Here is an 18262-nt window from a genome sequence, read left to right as displayed (position 1 = left end):
TGGCTGAGCAGCAGGACCGGATCCCCTGGCTGGTCGTTGGCATTGGTTTTGCCGCCGGCGGATTCTTTTTGTATCTGGCTGATAAAATCATTCCCGGAATTTATTTAAAACGCGCTCGAACCGAGGGTAGTTCCCGAGCGGCCGTCAAACGCGCGATTCTACTGGTCTTTTCAATAACCCTGCATAATATTCCTGAAGGTCTGGCAGTCGGGGTGGCCTTTGGGGCTATCGGCGCTGCCGGTAATGGCGAACAGGCGGCAATGCTGCTGGCAGCCACGACGGTTGCCATTGGGATTGGGCTGCAGAACTTCCCGGAAGGTGCGGCGGTTTCGATTCCCCTGCGCCAAGGCGGCATGAGTCGATTCCGAGCCTTTATGTATGGTCAGGCTAGTGGTGCGGTTGAGCCGATCGCCGGGGTGTTAGGCGCCCTGTTGGTTGCTTCGGTCAACTCGCTGCTGCCATACGCCCTGTCGTTTGCAGCTGGTGCGATGATCTACGTCGCCTGCAAGGAACTCATCCCGGAAGCCCACGCCAGGACTAAGGAAGAATCTCACTGGGCGATCTTTGGGATTATGGCTGGGTTTACGTTGATGATGGTGCTGGATGTGGCGCTTGGATGATCATTAGAATAAAAGAGTGTAAAAATAAGCAATCACTTCCAGAGTCTAAGGGGGTTAGCCGCGTATCCAGATTTTGGACGTTTGGCTAACCCCCTTATATGACCGAAAGTGCTTATCTTTCCACTATTCAAATCGGTAAAATCGAGAAATACCAAAGAATTTCGATAATCACCGACTGTGAGCTATACCCCCCATAAAATATGAGAGATTTTTTGTGATCTCAATCGCTTAATTATCCTTTCATCCCAGCAATCTGCGATTCGACCGTCAACACTTGCATGAGTCCGCTGGCACACTCGGATCCCTTGTTGCCAGCTTTGCCACCCGCCCGAGCGAGCGCCTGCTCAGTGTTGTCAGTAGTCAACACCCCAAACATGACTGGTACGGGACCGTTTAGCGTGAGCGACGACAATCCGGTTGTAGCTGCTTGACACACATAATCAAAATGAGCCGTCTCACCACGAATCACTGCGCCCAGGGCAATAATGCCGTCAACCTGATTGGAATCTCCCAACAATTTGACCTCTCGAGGAATCTCGATGGCTCCAGGAACGTGGACGATCGTGATGGCGGCATCAGGAATTCCAAGCAGCGCTAACTGCGAAAGGCAGCCTTCCAAGAGCCGACTGGTCACCAATTCGTTAAATTGGGCAACGACAATCCCAATTCGCTTGTGCTGACTGATTAACTTTCCTGTAAAATTATTCATTAGTTTCCGACCTCACTCAATAAATGATTTAGTTTTGTTTTCTTCGTCAATAAGTAGTTCTTATTTTCTGGGGTAAGGCCCACCTCCAGTGACACCCGCTCAGTGGTTTGAATACCATATTCTGCTAACTGGTGAATCTTATCCGGATTATTTGTCATCAGCCGAACCTTGGAAACACCCTTGCGCTTCAAAATGGCAGCGGCAATTTCATAATTACGATTATCAATGGGAAGCCCCAAGTGTTGATTCGCCTGAACAGTATCAAGCCCTTGCTCTTGAAGAGCGTAGGCCTTTAACTTGTTAGCCAGGCCAATTCCCCGACCCTCCTGACGCAGATATAGGACGGCACCACGGCCGTTGCGTTGAATCCTGCGTAGCGCTTCTTGGAGCTGAGGCCCACAATCACAACGCTTCGATCCAAGAATGTCGCCGGTTAAGCACTCGCTGTGCAGCCGTGTCAATAACGGCTCATCCCCCGCTAAGTGACCTTTGGAAATTAATAGTGTCGGCTCACTATCATCCCCAGTATCAAAGGCTTCCAGAGTAAAATCCCCGTAGCGGGTCGGCAAGCTAACAGTCGTGATACTTTGAATCGGTTGTGCGTCCCGATAACGGCGGTAGGCAATAATTTCGTCAATCGTCAGTAGCGTCAGGTGGTTGCCTTCCGCGATGGCTTTCAAATCCTTTCGCCGGGCCATTTTGCCGTTCTTTTTCAAAATTTCACAGATATAGGCCACCGGGGAAGCCCCGGCCAACCTGGCCAAATCCACCGCTGCTTCGGTGTGCCCCTGCCGTTCATAGATGCCGTTCTTTCGGGCTATCAACGGAAAGATGTGGCCGGGGTGATAGAAGTCATCCCAGGTGCTGGTGCCATTTGCCAACTGATGAATGGTATCTGCTCGGTCGAAGGCTGAAATGCCGGTGGAGGTTGTTTTGGCATCCAAAGTAGTCGTGAATGCCGTCCCAAAGGCATCACTGGAATCCGGAATCATCAGCCCCAGGTTTAAGCGTTTGGCAACCTCGGCCCCCATCGGCACGCAGAGCAGCCCGCGGGCTTTGGTAACCATCTGATTAACATTTTTAGCGCTCACCTTTTCTGCCAGCCCGATCACGTCGCCCTCAGCTTCCCGATCAACCGAATCGGCAACAATAATTAACTTGCCGGCTTTTAATTCAGCCAATGCCCTTTCAACTCTTTTAATTATCTGCTCATTCATAATTTGCCAATCCTTTCTGTGCCAGATTCACCACGTATTTGCCCAAAATGTCGGTTTCCACGTTCACCTGATCGCCAATGGCAACCTGCCCCAACGACGTGTGGATCATTGTATAAGGAATCAAAGCTACCTCAAAGGTTGTCAGAGTGGTGGTAACGACGGTTAAACTAATGCCGTTAAGGCAAACTGAACCCTTCTCAACGATGTAGGGCTGATACTTCTGATCAATCAAAAATGTCAATCTCTGAGAATCATCGTCCGGTTTACGGGCCAGTAGAGTGGCGGTCGTATCCACGTGCCCGAGGACAAAGTGTCCATCCAGACGATCAGAGGCTGCCAGCGCTGGTTCGAGATTTACCGAATCTCCAACCATTAAATCCTTAAAATTCGTTCGCAGCATCGTCTCCGGCATGACATCGGCAACAAAGCCATCGGGCTCAAATGCTGAAATGGTCAAGCAGACACCGTTTACGGCAACGCTGTCTCCCAAGGAAAACGCGGACTGACGTATTAATTTAGTTTGAATCGCGAGTTTAGCTTGGTGATTGGCCCTTTGGATGCGGGCAACCCGCCCCTGATCCTGAACAATTCCTGTAAACATTAGTCATCCCTCCTGGCCGTTAGTTTAATATCATCGCCAAGTCTCTGAATAGTCGGCGATGTAAAACGAAGCATATGAGCATTACCAAGGCCAGTCACTGCCGACAGCCCCGTGCCACCAATCATTAATGGTGTAATGTAGGCCACTAGCTTGTCCACTAAGCCCGCCGCAACAAAGGCCGCTTGAACATGGCTGCCACCTTCCACCAATAATGATTGGATCCCCTGGTCACTTAGCAGCTTAACAACCGCTGCCGGTGACCAATCAGGTGCCTCGAACGCCTTCACAAATTCAGGTAGTGCAAACGTTGGCTGGTGACTGGTCAAAATCCACACGGGTTCAGAACTTTGAAATAATTTAGCGTTTAAATCAAGATGTCGAGCATCCCGAATCAAGATAATTCGCAGCGGCTGGGTCTCATCTCTCGCCGATCTGATTGTCAATCGGGGATCGTCAACGCGATAGGTCCGCTCTCCCACTAGAATTGCCTGGTTCAGTTGACGCAGTCGCTGACTATCTTGCCATGCCTCGTCGCCCGACAACCGTGTCCGGTTATTGCCCGCCTGATTAATTTTGCCGTCAAGGGACATCGCGTACTTCAATGTCACCATTGGCCGTTTGCGACGGTAATAAAAGTTGTACGCTTCGTTAACCATTTCGGTGTCATCCAAGTTATCAACGACCACGCCATGCTTGGTTAGTCGGTCAATCCCCTTGCCACCAACAATTGGATTAGGATCTGCCTGCCCAATAACCACCCGGGAAAACCCCAAGGCTACCAATCGGTCGGCGCATGGCGGTGTCTTCCCATAGTGGCTGCAAGGCTCCAACGTCACGTAAATCGTGGCGCCCTTGGCATCTGTCAGGCTATTCAAATGGGATATGGCATCAATTTCGGCATGCGGTTCACCAAATCGATGATGGTATCCACGTGCCAAAATTCGGCCATCCTTCACGATGACGGCACCAACCCGGGGATTGGTCCAAGTCGCTCCCAGCCCCTTCCAGGCTTCAGTAACTGCTAGCTGCATATAATCTTGATCATTCAATCTTACTCACCCCACGAAAAAAGCCCCGCAACAATTGCGAGGCATTAATTAGATAAGCTAAATAAGATTTCATACGAGTCTTGGAGAACTGACTGATTGGTAACGAAGAAGACAACCTAAAAAGGCGACTTCCAATTGCTCACCAAACCATCTCAGTTCTCACCGATGTTTTGAAATGCTTACTTTTTCTTCTCCCATCCAGACTTTACTGTCGGTCCCAGACTCACACTGGGTCAACCGCTTAACGCGGGTCACGGACTTCGATTTAAAAATCGTCACCGTCGGTCGGGAATTGCACCCTGCCCCGAAGAAATCTATTCAGTTTTCAGAATTATCATACATCATTGGTGAACTGGTGACAATCATTAATCAGCGATCAAATTGAATCCATTTACGGAGTAATGTCGATAACCCTTGGCGGAACAAGGGTTATCGACATTGGGAAAGTCATTAAAATTTGGGAACTAAATGACATTCCACCCAGACCAATGACGGTGATGACGGTAAATGTTAAAACCAATTTTGTAAAAAAGCGACATCCTCGTCTTGTTTTAATCATCTTTACACCTACATTTGGATTGAACGGATATTTATAAACCAGTATTGCCGTACCTCTGTTGGTAATCGGCATTACTGGTTGGCTCCCGTTTTACAAGCTAAGTGCGACTCTAAACAGTGCTTAAAAGCTATCTCAATTATTGACTGAGATTCTCAAAAGAACTATACCTTTTATGAATGGGTCTAAAGTGTTCAACTTAATTAATAATCTGAGGGGAATTGATACTAATGAGATTCAAGAAACCGTTTAATAACATTTTTAAGGAGATCAGCGACTATCAGGTGACCGCGGATCGTATCAGTAGTTGGGCTTTTGACATTTTTCTTGTTCTGTTTTTTAGTATTGCTGTCAATACCACCCTTTCATTGCTTGAGTATTGGATCGGCCTTATGTTCACATTTGTATTAATATGGCTGTTTCGCCCTAAATCCCGAATTAATAAAGAGATTTTGAAGCTCTTTAATAGGCATAACAACTACCAAGCGAAGTGAACCCTGCTGTCTGGAGATCGTAATACGTACATATGTTTAATAAAAAGTTGGTGTAACTGATTACCACGCAAAGCGAGAACTGCAGACAAAGTCAACAAGAGCTTATTTATATCCTTGTAAAAATCTTTCTTCGAATTTTTTTGGCGATAGTGTTTACATAATTTTTAGCGAGCCTTTTTGGTGTATCCCCTTTGATCATTTGTTTCGATCCCACAAACCAACTGCCCCGATTGCAATCGCTAAAACCATCAGCACAACTATAATCGGAAATAAAAAATAATTTCCTGAGATCACCTGCTGAATACCGGGGATCAAATTGACAACGAATAGCACTGCCGCAAGAATTATTAACACGGAATGGCGATGTGTAAACAAGCAGACAATTCCACCAACTACGTTCATTCCACCGGCAAATATCAGCCAATAAACAGCGGCCATGCTCTTGGATATTGGTAACGGCCCCAGCGAAAAGATGCTGAGAAAGATCGCAATACCGCCAATTAGAATGAACAATAAGCCAATCAAAATCTGTGATATCTTCCTGCTACTCGTTTCCATGTTATTCTCCCCCAACAGATAAATGTGTTACCAGAACTGCATCTAACTCATAATTCAGTTATATCGCTAATCCGTCAAAAAACAAGCTCGAAGAATGGAACATCACTTTTGAACTTCAGGTCTCTTTCTACAATTCCAATCAAAAAGACTTTGTTACTGAACGCTAATCAGTTCAGTAACAAAGCCTTTTTAAATGTCATCATTAATGATGCGGATACTGATGCCCAATCTCATAAACCATCTCAGGCTCCTGGCTGATCCGGGTGTTCCGGTTCAACCCATCCACCTGTTTCATTTCAATAAGGACCATTGAATACCGTAAATGCCGCATTCTGTTTAATCCGTTTTAATGAGCTATCTTGAAGATAACTGCCCCACTTAAAAGCCTTTTCCGTTCAAGTCGATAAATATTAGATCATCTCAAAAGTATCGGTAAGTAGCTGTAGCCGTATGGAATATCAAGATAGTATGAACTTCAAATAGTACCACATGTTTCATTCCAAGCCGGTTATATGCATACTTATCTTGAATTGTATAGATATTTGCATCCATTGCCTTACTTAGTCCTGTATCATGGACTGGATTACATTTAATAGCATAACTGGGATGCCCAGATAAAAACATTGTCATCCTAACCGTATTTGCAGGAGAAATAGATAAAAGAATCATAGAAGTTAGGACAGTGAAAACGATAATTGAAGTAATCATTTTTATTCTCTTCTTCAATGTTTTAAAACTTAATCTCATCATTTAAATCCCCATTCTTATAACTCGATATTTACTAATCCTAGCACTGGCCCCTGCCTTAACTAAAGGCTTAAACAATACATTCCTATCATGAGAAGTATAATAAACCATATGCTTTGTTACTTTTGAAATTGTGACAGTGTGGAACCACGAGTTATGTTTTTCGCTAGTTCGTCCCAAAAATTGAACAACATCCCCGACTCTTACGTGAGCCATAACTCTTCTCAAGGAGTGTGTAACAAAATGTGGACGCTTCTTAACGTGAGTAAAGTAATGCCAAAATCCACCAACTGTCGTCCAACTTGTTGAATACGCCTTATGCTTTATTAGCTGTCCCCTTTTTCGATAAACTCCAGCATACCATTTTTTAGGATTCTTGCACCGATATCCGTGAACAATATGATAAGTTTCTTTGCCGCGTGATGTCTTATTATATCCACCAACATGCGCTAGCTGAGAACTCCAATTAGTACAATCTCCACCGCCTGCATAATGGAAGTCTGGATACTGAGCGCTGTAATATTTATAATAAGCTTTCATATACCCAACCTCACGACGCTGACCCTTATCAAGTCTTTGACCTTTCTTCCACGTCGTTTTATAAGGTCTTGCTTTCTTACGATTTTCAGGACTAAATTGGCCGGGCTGCGTTACCTTAGTCGATCTAACTGATTCAACCTGGCTATGTTCATCTGGCTTAACTGCTGCCCCACTCTTTTGCGATGTGGGGGTACTTGACTGAGACGACTGGCCTGCTTTGTCATTATTTGGACTTGGTTGTTCAACCGAGTTCTGACTACCTTGCTTCGTCATATTTGTGCTGGAACTGGTAGTTGCATTAGGAGCCTTAGAAGCAGGCGAGTTCGAATTATTGGGATTTATGGCAACCGTAGCTGACGCGCCACCATTTCCACTCTTGGCCCCAGCTGTGGCACCACCGGCAGATATTCCTCCATCGCCATTATTATTGACGCTACCCCCACTGGTGTTTCCACCAGGAATGTAGCCTCCGCCGCCATGATTGTTATTATTGTTGTTATCGTCATTACCGTTGTCATTGTCGTTGTTGCCATCATCATTGGTTTGATTCTGACTGTTAGTGACATTATTGAATTGACTCTGGTCATGAGCGGACGCACCAGTTGTCCCAATCAACAACACCGACATTACCGAAATACCCACTAAACTTAAAGCTCTATACAAATATTTGTACTTGATAGGCTTCATCATCATTATCCCCCTCTAGATCAACTTAAAGCAAGTTTCTGATGGTTGAGATAATCTCACAGATTGAATTAACAATTGCGGTCCCCTGCCCCACAATATTCGAAAAAGCACCCGTGATATCATAGATTGCTTGGCCTTTATTTGCAGAGATTTGCGATTGGGTCAGCTGTGGTTGCAATTGAATATTTTGATTTTGTGCATCCTGATTGGCTTGGGCCTCTGCCGGCGTGATCGTTGGCTGAGCCTGAGTGGTATTTTGTTGTGCGGTAGTATTATTGGCATTCACTGGGGAAGTGGTATCGGCTTGCGTTGAATTGGTGCTGTCATCCTGATTGCTGGTATTTGACTTGTTAGCGGACTGATTAGCTGACTTTCCCTTTTTCGTATTATTAACAACCTGTTTGCGAATCACCTGTTGTTTAACCGTCTTAGTGCCCCGTCTGGTCTTCTTAACTTTGGTATTGGTCTTAGTTTCTCTGTACTCCGTTGAACGGGAAACTGTCTTTTTGGCTTTAGGTGTTGCTGTTTGGCTAACTGCCTCCGCCTTTAGACTGGCGGTATCATTGCTCGATGACACATTGGCAGTTGAGTTAGCACTTTGAGAACCATTGGATGCCTGGGCATCATCATTGACAGCCGTCTGACTTTCGGCAGGCTTCTGAACCGAAGTTTGAGCAAGCGGTTGATTATCTGTGTTGACCGTCGCCGCATGAACCCCCAACCGATCCCCCTAATAATGTTCCAGCTACCGAAAGTGCGATTAACATGTTACGTGCAACCATATTCATGGTTAATTCCCCCAAATTATTAATTTTGTTACCAGGTAACATTTGTTGTACCCATTTCTGGTTATAGCACTTTACAAATATATTACAATGACTTTGTGTAATATATAACGACATGTTGGATTCTGTCAGATTTTTTCTTCTATATATGCGACAGGACAGCCAAACTAAATAAATATTTTAAATGTTTTTATTCACAATTTTGTCCAAAAAATAATTGACAAGTTAAATAATTAGAACTAATCTCACTTTAGGTACTAAAAAGTTACCAACAGGGGGAATTGTTATGAATCGATTTACAAAATTGCTTATATCTTTGCTTTCAGTCATGCTTATGACCATCTGCTTGGGGGAATCAACGATTGCAAGTGCCAACTCAAAAGTTCAGGATGGTGTACCTCCCGTATTGCAGGGAAAATACTGGGCCGTTACTATCAGGGGTAGTAAGAATGTTCAGCCCACCCATGAATACTTTTATACGACTAAAGACGGCTTTGTCGCAAAACATACAAAGGATGGCAACTTTACTGCTAAATGGATGATTTACCGCCAAATGGAAGATAACGATTACATATTGAACGGCTCGGATACCAAGGATCTTTCAATGGCCTATTGGATATTCATTGAGCCCAATAAAAATTGGACAAAGATTAAGATTGGTTATACCCATCTTCCGATTAATCAAAGCCTCAAACATTACCCTTCTTACTACTGTCGCAGCACAGCCACCAGAGTCTCAAAGGTCACTGCAATCTTACATTAAATTCCAAATTAAACTAAAAAGTGCCAAGCCGACGAACTCAATTAACCCGAGTTCGTCAGTTTGGCGCTTTATTCATTCTAAGATATTAATGATGCGGATACTGATGTCCAATCTCATAAACCATCTCAGGCTCCTGGCTAATCCGAGTGTTCCGGTTCAACCTATCCACCTGTTTCATTTCATCTTCGCTCAGCTCAAAATCATAGATGTCAGCGTTCTGCTTGATCCGTTCAGGATGAACTGACTTGGGAATGAATGAATCTCCTCGTTGGAAATGCCAGCGCAAAATGACCTGGGCAGCTGATTTACCGTGCTGGTTGGCAATTCTGACAATCACTGGATCATCAAAAATCCGGCCGCGACCCAACGGTGCCCATGCTTGAGTGACAATGTGATTTTCACGGTCAAAATCAATCATAGCCTGCTGTGAGAGGTATGGATGAACTTCCAATTGGTTGACGACTGGCATTTCATTAGCTTTGGTTGCCAAATACTGCAGATGCAGCATGCCATAGTTGCTAGTGCCAATCGACTTGACCAACCCCTGCTCTTTAAGGCTTTCAAATGCCCGCCAGGTTTCAAAGAAGTGGGTGTGAATTGGCCAGTGAACCAGTAGTAGGTCCACGTAATCCAACTGCAGTTTCTTCAATGATTCTTCGACTGAAGCAATGGTCTGATCATATCCTTGATTCTCTTCAGCAACCTTGGTTGTGACAAAAATGTCATCCCGGGCAACATCCAAGTCTTTGATGGCTTTGCCAACCGCAGCTTCGTTGCCGTACATTTGAGCGGTATCAAACAACCGGTAACCATCATCATATGCGGATTTAACCGACTTAATTAATTCATCTTCATCAGTCATCCGATAAACACCCAGTCCTTCTTGGGGCATCGTATGACCGTCTGCTAATTTGATTCTACTGCCAATATTCTCTTTACTCATCAAAATCCTCCAGTATTAATTAAGATGTTTTAAGATTCTGGCTGGATTGCCGCCAATCAGGACGTTGTCACCAAACGATTTTGTAACCACCGCTCCGGCTGCCACCACAACGTTATCTCCTAATGTGACTCCTGGAACGATTGTCGTGTTGCCGCCAACCCAGAGATTATCTCCTATTGTAACATTCCCAGGATATTCATAATTGGCGATCCGTTCCTTGGCTCCAAGCGGATGATTGACAGAATAAATCGAAGTGTTCGGTCCCAGCATGGCGTTCTTACCAATTGTAATCTTACCAACGTCGATAAACGTACAACCGTAATTGGCAAAAAAGTTCTCCCCGACTGAAACAGTGTAACCATAATCACATTGAAAGGGGGATTGAATATCCACCTTTTCACCAGTTTGATGAAAAATTTGCTTAATCAATTGGCTCCCTTGCTCAGGATCTTGGCGGGCAACCCGGTTAAATTTATCTACCAGCAATCGGTTACGGTGCCGGTCCGCCGCCAATTCGTCATCCGTATTCAGGTACCGTTCTCCAGCTAGCATTTTCTCTTTTTCACTGCGCATCATCAATTTCCTCCTATATATAACCGCTATGTACAAAACGAGGTCGAGGCAAACGCAAATTTGTCTCAACCTCATTTTAGTTTTATGAAGTCCCGTCCGAAGCCTCTCGGAGGCTTTGTTGGTGGACTTTATGTTGAGTAATCTCTCGGGGTTACTCGGGTGGTAGTAGTTTTAGGCTACCTAGTCGAAACGTGTTCCCTGGGGCAACAACCCACACCTAAGCCAACTTTGGGAGAAATCAAGATTTCCCCCAAAGCCGACTTAGGCACCGGTTGTTAACCGCCCCAGCTCACACTCTGCTGAAATGTGTTCCGTGAGCCAGATGCTAACTTCTAAGTGCACTTTAATTAAAGTCCCAAACCCAGGGACTTCAATCAAAGTACCCTTAGAAAACGCATCTCCCGGCTCACTTCACACTGTGCTGAAACATGTTCCGAGCAACTGAGGCTAACTTCTAAGTGCACTTTAATTAAAGCCCCAAACCCGGGGACTTCAATCAAAGTACCCTTAGAAAACGCCTCACCCGTTGCTCTTCACACTCTGCTACTTGATATCGTTAAACGTCAAGCCAAACATCGTAGCTAAGTCTTGGAATTGTGTCTCAGTAGCATTGAATGTCAAGACAGTGTGGTGTCCACCACCATCATGGATCCATTGAGTAGCACCATTCTTCAAGCCCATCTTTGGTGTCCACATTTGTTTTGCAACTGGCAGATGTGGAGTTGGCTTTGGAGCCTTGTGACCTTCAACAGCGTAACCGATCATGCGGTATTCATTACCAAAGTCTGAGATGGTAACATCCATTGCGTCACCCTCACGGCCGGTAAATACCAAACGTGCAGGATCTGCTTTGCCACCAATGTCCAATGGGTGAACTTCGACACGTGGCTTGTCGCTGGAAATGCCAGGGTCAACTTCAAGCATATGTGATCCAAGGATTGCTTCATGACCTTCACGAAGATCAAGTGTGTAATCTTCCATAAATACAGTTTGCTTGTTGTGAGCCATAATCTTCAATAAGCGGTCCAAAGCAGCTGTCTTCCAGTCACCTTCGCCAGCAAATCCATAACCTTCAGCCATCAACATTTGTGCTGCTAAACCTGGTAATTGTTCCAAACCAGCTAAGTCTTCAAAGTTAGTTGTGAATGCTGTGTATCCACGGTCATCCATGAACTTCTTTAAACCGAAGTATTCACGAATTTGATACTTAGTATTGTGTTCGAATTTTTCGGAAGAGTTTTGACCTTCTACAAAGTTGTAGTCATTCTTCATTTCTTCGTACTTCTTGTCAATGTCTTCGTCAGAAACGGCATTAACTTCTTCAACTAGGTCTGCAACACCCCAATAATCAACTGTCCAGCCAAACTTGATTTGAGCTTCGATCTTGTCACCATCTGTAACAGCAACGTTACGCATCTTGTCAGCGAAAGTTACGACCTTGATACCGTATGATTCGTTGTATGCAACAGCAACATCCATCCACTTAGCAATTTGTTTTTGAATGCCTTCATCACCCCAGTAACCCGAGATAATCTTGTTATTCTTACGTAGACGAGCGTTGATGAATGCATATTCACGGTCACCATGAGCTGATTGGTTCAAGTTCATGTAATCAAAGTCAATTGTGTCATATGGAATGTGGTTCAAGAATTGAGTTGCTAAGTGTAGCAATGGTTTTTGGAGTAATTCTGTACCACGAATCCAGTTTTTAGCTGGTGAGAAAGTGTGCATCCATGTAATCACACCGGCAACTTTATCATTGTAGTTAACTTCTTTCATTACTTCTGTAATGTTTTCAGCTGTTGTAGCAACTAGCTTGAATTTAACTGGATAAGGCAACTTCTTTGATTCGTTTAACTTATCAACGATTTCTTTTGCATCTTTTTCTACAGAGCGTAGTGTTTCTTCACCATATAGGAATTGACTACCTGTAACAAACCAAAATTCATAATCTTGTACTTTTTTCATGATAAAAATCTCCTTATTTTTTAGTTTTTTTATTTTCTTGCTGCATGTTCTTTAGACTTAGCATTTTCTTGACCGTAGTAGGCATTCTTACCATGCTTACGGTAATAATGTTTGTCTAACAAATATTGAGGAACTTCAATATTTCTTCTAGTCATTTGAAGAGCGTGGTAATCAATTTCTGAAGCAACTTCCAAAACCTTTGCATTGTAAACCGCTTTGTCAGGTGTCTTACCCCAAGCAAATGGTCCATGTTGGCTAATCAAAACAGCTGGAACTGCTTCTGGATCAATCTTACGTTCCTTGAATGTCTTAACAATTACCTTACCAGTATTTTCTTCATAACCGCCTTCAATCTCTTCTTTAGTGAGTGCCGGAGTTACCGGCACGTCGCCGTAGAATGTATCAGCATGGGTTGTACTTAAAGCTGGTACATCAATTTCTGCGGCGGCAAAGGAAACAGCCCATGGAGAATGGGTATGTACAATCCCACCGATTTCTGGGAATTCGTTGTATAAAACCGTATGCGTAGGTGTGTCACTAGAAGGATTCATTTCACCTTCCACAACTTCACCCTTCAAATTTACTACTACCATATCTTCTGGTTTCAACTTGTCATAGTCGACCCCAGATGGTTTGATAACGAATAGACCTTTTTCGCGGTCAATCCCTGAAACGTTACCCCAAGTAAAGGTAACTAAATCTAATTTAGGAAGTTGCATGTTTGCTTCGTAAACTTCCTGTTTTAACTTCTCTAACATTAACTTTATCCCTCCTAAATTACTTCTCCAGCTTGAGCTTCAACTGGTAAGCCTGCTACATATTCCTTAGTAAATTCGTCGTATGCTTCAACGCCTTCTGGTTCAGGGCTCAAGGTCATACTTTCAGGATTACTAAAGACGTTGGTGTCTAGATAATCACTTAAACTTTGACCATTACTGTCGCTAGCAAACATTGCTAGGACTGCCATTCCCCATGGCCCACCTTCGCCAGCGTTAGCCATTACAGTAATCGGAATATTAAGCGCATCCGATAAAACTTGTTGAGCAACTACTGGAGTACGGAATAATCCACCTTGAGCAATCATGACATCCGTCTTGATATCTTCTTCATTGCTAAGGATATCCATACCAATTTTTAGTGGTGCAAACGCAGAATAAAGTTGAGTTTGCATAAAGTTTGGTAGGTTGAAATTACTATCCGACTTACGAACAAATAATGGTCGTCCTGCTTTGATATTTGTAATATTTTCACCAGATTGATAACTATAATTAATCAAATGTCCCAAATCATGATCAGCTTTAGTTGCTTCTAAGAAGAGTGCTTCATAGAGCTTATCTGGTGCTAAGTTAATTCCTAATCTTGCTGCAAAATCACTAAAGATTTGGGCCCAAGCATTGATATCTGATGAACAGTTATTAACATGAACCATAGCAACTGGGGCTCCATCGGGAGTCATTACAACGTCGATATCACGATGAACGGATTTCAAAGGTTTTTCTAAAACCACCATTGAAAAGGCTGATGTCCCGACCGAAATGTTACCAGTTCGTTTGCGAACACTATTAGTACCCACCATTCCAGTTCCTGCGTCACCTTCTGGAGGAGCCATTACGCTACCCGCTTGAAGATTGCCAGTTACATCAAGTAAACTAGCACCCTCGGCAGTTAATTCACCGGCTTTTTCACCAGCGCTCTTCACATCTGGGAGGACTTGGTTGATATCCCAATCAAACTGCTTAACATCTTCTAGTTCAGCAAACGTTTTCAGCATTGATTTTGAATAATAACCTGTCTTTTCATCGATAGGGAAGACTCCCGAGGCATCACCAACACCCAATGCTTTTTCACCAGATAATTTCCAGTGCACATAACCAGCAAGGGTCGTTACGAAATCAATATCCTTAACATGTTCTTCGCCATTTAGAATTGCTTGGTAGAGATGTGCAATCGTCCAGCGTTGTGGAATATTGAAACTAAATGCTTCTGTCAATTTTGCAGCAGATTCTTCCGTGATGTTGTTCCGCCAGGTGCGGAATGGCACTAACAAATCATTATTTTTTGAAAATGCTAGATAACCATGCATCATTGCACTAATTCCGATTGATTTAATGGAAGTTAATGATTGATGATATTTGCTGTGCACTTCAGCAGCCATCTGCGAATAACTAGCTTGGATCCCTTGCCAAACTGTATCCAATGAATACGTCCAGATTTGATCCTTAAATTGGTTTTCCCAGACAAAACTTCCTGAAGCAATTGTCTTGTAGTCACTGGTGATTAAAACGGCCTTGATTCGGGTTGAACCAAGTTCAATACCAAGTGATACATTGCCATTTTCAATTTCTTTTGATATTTCAACTAAATTCATTTTAAAATCTCCAAACTAATTTATTTTCCAAGTCCTTGTTCTTCAATTTCTTCTAGTGTGTGACCTTTTGTTTCAGGTACACGTGTTCTGATAAATAGAACACCTAACAAACAAATAATTCCAAAGATTGCGAACACCGCTTCTTGAGGCATGTTAGCTGTCATGATTGGGAATAAAAGACCAACTAAGAATGAACCAATCCAGTTGAATGATGATGCAACTCCGGAAGCTTTACCACGAATTGCTAGTGGGAAGATTTCTCCGACGATCACCCATGTTAATGGTGCCCAAGTAAATGAATAGAAGGCTACGTAGATACATAGGAATACAACGATCATCATTGGGTTCATATCTTTGATGAACATGTTAAGAACAGCGGGAAGGATAAATGAAAGTCCCATAACCGTTCCACCCATGGTTAACAATGTCCGACGTTTAAATTTATCAGCAATCCATAGGAATACTAGTGAACCAAGAACCAAAATGACACCTTGGATAATAGGCCACATCAATGCTGAACTTGCAGCATTTCCAGTTGCTTTTTCAACAATTAATGGAATGTAATAGAAGATGGCATTTGCACCTTGGAATTGTTGGAAAGCGGCTACCCCAACACCAGCGATTACTAAGTAACGGTATTTACCACTTAATAAATCTAAGAATGTTGAGCTAGTATTAGCTGATTCTTCTTCAGCTGCTGTTTCTCTGATTGTTTTTAATTCTGCATCAACTTCATTTTCAGGACGGATGTAAGATAATGTTCTTCTTGCTCCGTCAATATCATTACTTTTAACTAGGAAACGTGGTGATTCTGGTAATTTCAAAACTCCGAAATAAAGGATAACTGCTGGTACAGCGGCTAAACCAAGCATTAAACGCCAAGCCATTTGTTCTGGTAAATCTTTAAGTAAAAAGTCAACAATATATGATAGCAACATTCCTGAAACAATCATGGTTTGGTTAATACCTGATAGACGACCTCTTAAACGAGCTGGAGCCATTTCTGACATATAGGCTGGTACAAGGGCCGATGCAGCGCCTACTGCAAGTCCTAAGAAAATACGTACAGCGATTAAATAAATTTGTCCATCGTGTGGAGAAAGCGCTGACAAAAGTGAGCCGATCGCAAAAACTAACGATGAAATCAAAATCATCTTCCGACGACCAAGTTTGTCAGACAAATTTCCGGCTAAAGCGCCACCAAAAATGGCCCCAAACATTACGGCAGATGTAATCCAACCAATTACCCCCGCATTATTTTGCAAGTTCCAATCAGTTTGTAAGAAAGGAAGTGCTCCTGTCATTACACCAATATCATAACCAAATAAAATCCCACCAAATGAACCAAAGAAATAAATAAATCCACTTGGAATCTTCTTTTCCTTACTCATTGTTTTCCTCCTTGAAATCACACATTCATATTTTGAAAGCGTATTCATAAGTTCGATATTAATCATAGAATATTTATACGGACAAGTCAATGTATTTTTTAAAATTTGTTAGGATGAATTTTTGAATAAAAAAATAAGGGTTTAAGTTTTAAAAACTTAAACCCTTATATCTTTTTAATTGATTCCCTAATGATTAATTCTGGATCATAAACTTTATTCTTTTCATAGGGGCGACCTTCGATGATATCAAAAATCGTCTTGGCAGCGTCTCTACCCATTGTTTCCTTCGGATGTTCAACTGTACTTAGTTTGGGAGAAATATATTTAGCCAATTTATAATTATCAAACCCAAAAATTGAAATATCTTCTGGAATCTTTAATCCCATGGAGCGGACTAAATCTATCACCCGAATGGCAATTTGATCATGATAACAGATAATCGCTGTTGGCCGATCTGGACGCGCTAAAATGCTTTCGATTCGAGTAAATACATTGTGCATGTTATCAGATGATTGGTACATCACCATTTCACTTAACATCACTAAATCTCGATGTTCCTGGTATGCACTAATGTAACCCTTCATTCGATGGACACCCTGTGTATCATCAATTTTAAAAATTCCCAGTATCTTTTCGTGACCCATCCCAATTAACTTGTTGGTAACTTGGCGTTCCGCCTCATAATCGTTAACTTCCAAGTACGGGAAATCTAACTCGGGATAGTGCGCATTAATGAATACCGTGGGTAATCCTGTCTCTTTGAGTTTATCGTATAAGTCTCGATTAGGATTTCCAAGAGCACTTTGTGTTGGTTCAATAATCAAGCCTGATAGGCCAATTTCCATCATTTTTTTAATTCCTTTACGTTCTTTCTGAGGATCGTTTTGGGTGTTACTAATCAAAATCGAATATCCTTCAGCAGAAACGTAGCGGTCAATCCCCGTAATAATGTTTGGAAAAATATAATCTGCTATATGCGTTGAAATTACCCCAATCATTTTTCCTTCGATGGGTTTATTTATATATTTTTGCCAATCATCTACAAACATTCCACCGCCTTGAATACGGTAAACGTAATGATCCGTTTCAAGATCACCAATCGCTCGTCTGATTGTATATCTGCTAACGCATACTGTTCCATTAAACTGGCTTCGGTTGGCAACCTATCATTAATAGAATAATGTCCTGATAATATTTTTTCTTTAATATCTCGTTTTACAACGTCGTATTTATTTTCCATATCTATACCTACTCTGTTAAAATACTTCCCCTATCTATAGTAACATTTCACCAAGATTTTATCGTATATTAGGTATAACTTTTAAAATTACCAAATAAATTTGTCCGGACAATTTTTAAGAGTACATGTTTTAGTCCCCAAGCTTACTACACAACCATATTTTTTGCCTTTTTCCCAGTTGCAATCGCTTGCAACTCGCCCCTATCTTCTGCTATGCTCGTGCCAACAATGGTAATTGTTTATTCACCTAAATTTAGGATGGAGGTAATTAAATGACTGAAAGTTATCAATTTGATGTTTTGTACTTAGGCGCGGGGCATGGTGCCTTTGACGGGGCGGTTCCACTAGCTAATAGTGGTAAAAAAGTCGCCATCGTCGAAGCGGACAAAATCGGGGGAACTTGTCCAAACCGTGGATGCAACGCGAAAATTACGCTGGACAACCCGGTTCAAC

18 protein-coding genes, 1 pseudogene and 1 riboswitch are annotated in these 18262 nt (G+C 42.7%); of the genes and pseudogenes, 3 read left to right on the top strand and 16 right to left on the bottom strand.

The genetic code is table 11. From position 1 onward, the window contains the following. Positions 1 to 620, top strand: a 620-nt coding sequence (locus tag ACEYV4_RS05990) for a ZIP family metal transporter (RefSeq protein WP_373842445.1), incomplete at its 5' end; no start/stop codon positions are given. Between the two features lie 232 nt (positions 621 to 852). Here ACEYV4_RS05990 and ribH read toward each other — a convergent pair. The 9 genes from ribH to ACEYV4_RS05945 form a co-directional block, all read right to left on the bottom strand. Continuing rightward, the gene (gene ribH, locus ACEYV4_RS05985; RefSeq protein ID WP_014940639.1) at positions 853 to 1329 is read right to left on the bottom strand and encodes a 6,7-dimethyl-8-ribityllumazine synthase; all 477 of its coding nucleotides are present in this window, start codon (positions 1327 to 1329) and stop codon (positions 853 to 855) included. Beyond that, on the bottom strand, positions 1329 to 2546 hold the full coding sequence (locus ACEYV4_RS05980; protein WP_014940640.1) for a bifunctional 3,4-dihydroxy-2-butanone-4-phosphate synthase/GTP cyclohydrolase II: 1218 nt from the start codon (positions 2544 to 2546) through the stop codon (positions 1329 to 1331). Before ACEYV4_RS05980 ends, ribH begins: the two co-directional genes overlap by 1 nt. Further along, the gene (locus ACEYV4_RS05975; protein ID WP_014940641.1) at positions 2539 to 3147 is read right to left on the bottom strand and encodes a riboflavin synthase; all 609 of its coding nucleotides are present in this window, start codon (positions 3145 to 3147) and stop codon (positions 2539 to 2541) included. Before ACEYV4_RS05975 ends, ACEYV4_RS05980 begins: the two co-directional genes overlap by 8 nt. Further along, positions 3147 to 4196, bottom strand: coding sequence for a bifunctional diaminohydroxyphosphoribosylaminopyrimidine deaminase/5-amino-6-(5-phosphoribosylamino)uracil reductase RibD (gene ribD / locus ACEYV4_RS05970; RefSeq protein WP_014940642.1), 1050 nt, complete (start codon positions 4194 to 4196; stop codon positions 3147 to 3149). Before ribD ends, ACEYV4_RS05975 begins: the two co-directional genes overlap by 1 nt. Before the next feature lie 182 nt (positions 4197 to 4378). Continuing rightward, positions 4379 to 4512: riboswitch (FMN riboswitch) on the bottom strand. 75 nt (positions 4513 to 4587) lie between these two features. Beyond that, positions 4588 to 4827: a hypothetical protein gene (locus tag ACEYV4_RS05965; protein WP_136846362.1), complete on the bottom strand. Its 240-nt coding sequence runs from the start codon at positions 4825 to 4827 to the stop codon at positions 4588 to 4590. 614 nt (positions 4828 to 5441) lie between these two features. Further along, positions 5442 to 5804: a hypothetical protein gene (locus tag ACEYV4_RS05960; RefSeq protein ID WP_044502678.1), complete on the bottom strand. Its 363-nt coding sequence runs from the start codon at positions 5802 to 5804 to the stop codon at positions 5442 to 5444. A gap of 202 nt (positions 5805 to 6006) precedes the next feature. Beyond that, positions 6007 to 6135 (bottom strand): hypothetical protein, encoded by a 129-nt coding sequence (locus ACEYV4_RS05955; protein WP_373842444.1) that lies wholly within the window; start codon positions 6133 to 6135, stop codon positions 6007 to 6009. A gap of 419 nt (positions 6136 to 6554) precedes the next feature. After that, a complete protein-coding gene (locus tag ACEYV4_RS05950; protein ID WP_373842443.1) occupies positions 6555 to 7733 on the bottom strand; it encodes an amidase domain-containing protein in 1179 nt (392 codons plus the stop codon). A gap of 70 nt (positions 7734 to 7803) precedes the next feature. Next, a complete protein-coding gene (locus ACEYV4_RS05945; RefSeq protein WP_014940645.1) occupies positions 7804 to 8499 on the bottom strand; it encodes a hypothetical protein in 696 nt (231 codons plus the stop codon). 350 nt (positions 8500 to 8849) lie between these two features. Here ACEYV4_RS05945 and ACEYV4_RS05940 point away from each other — a divergent pair, with 350 nt between their 5' ends. Continuing rightward, entirely contained in the window at positions 8850 to 9326 is a 477-nt protein-coding gene (locus ACEYV4_RS05940; protein WP_044502680.1) for a hypothetical protein, read from the top strand. Positions 9327 to 9411: 85 nt separating this feature from the next. Here the strand turns inward: ACEYV4_RS05940 and ACEYV4_RS05935 are convergent, their stop codons facing one another. The 7 genes and pseudogenes from ACEYV4_RS05935 to ACEYV4_RS05905 all read right to left on the bottom strand — a co-directional run bounded on the left by ACEYV4_RS05935 (position 9412) and on the right by ACEYV4_RS05905 (position 17809). Further along, on the bottom strand, positions 9412 to 10269 hold the full coding sequence (locus tag ACEYV4_RS05935) for an aldo/keto reductase (protein WP_014940647.1): 858 nt from the start codon (positions 10267 to 10269) through the stop codon (positions 9412 to 9414). Positions 10270 to 10284: 15 nt separating this feature from the next. Continuing rightward, the gene (locus ACEYV4_RS05930) at positions 10285 to 10845 is read right to left on the bottom strand and encodes a sugar O-acetyltransferase (RefSeq protein ID WP_014940648.1); all 561 of its coding nucleotides are present in this window, start codon (positions 10843 to 10845) and stop codon (positions 10285 to 10287) included. A gap of 540 nt (positions 10846 to 11385) precedes the next feature. After that, on the bottom strand, positions 11386 to 12810 hold the full coding sequence (gene araA, locus ACEYV4_RS05925) for an L-arabinose isomerase (protein ID WP_373842442.1): 1425 nt from the start codon (positions 12808 to 12810) through the stop codon (positions 11386 to 11388). 29 nt (positions 12811 to 12839) lie between these two features. After that, entirely contained in the window at positions 12840 to 13568 is a 729-nt protein-coding gene (locus ACEYV4_RS05920) for an L-ribulose-5-phosphate 4-epimerase (RefSeq protein ID WP_373842441.1), read from the bottom strand. 14 nt (positions 13569 to 13582) lie between these two features. Then, positions 13583 to 15178 (bottom strand): xylulokinase, encoded by a 1596-nt coding sequence (locus ACEYV4_RS05915; RefSeq protein ID WP_373842440.1) that lies wholly within the window; start codon positions 15176 to 15178, stop codon positions 13583 to 13585. A 20-nt stretch (positions 15179 to 15198) separates the two neighbouring features. After that, positions 15199 to 16569 carry a sugar porter family MFS transporter gene (locus tag ACEYV4_RS05910; protein WP_002834343.1) on the bottom strand — a complete coding sequence of 457 codons (1371 nt, stop codon included), beginning with the start codon at positions 16567 to 16569 and terminating at the stop codon, positions 15199 to 15201. Positions 16570 to 16733: 164 nt separating this feature from the next. Next, positions 16734 to 17809, bottom strand: a pseudogene (locus tag ACEYV4_RS05905) (GntR family transcriptional regulator). 272 nt (positions 17810 to 18081) lie between these two features. Here ACEYV4_RS05905 and ACEYV4_RS05900 point away from each other — a divergent pair. Continuing rightward, a partial coding sequence (locus ACEYV4_RS05900) for an FAD-dependent oxidoreductase (RefSeq protein ID WP_373842439.1) occupies positions 18082 to 18262 on the top strand: 181 nt, incomplete at its 3' end.

This window comes from Limosilactobacillus sp., assembly GCF_041859915.1.
Lineage (GTDB): Bacteria > Bacillota > Bacilli > Lactobacillales > Lactobacillaceae > Limosilactobacillus.
Note: the sequence above shows the minus strand (reverse complement) of the source record. Positions and strands in the feature narration are given on the sequence as shown.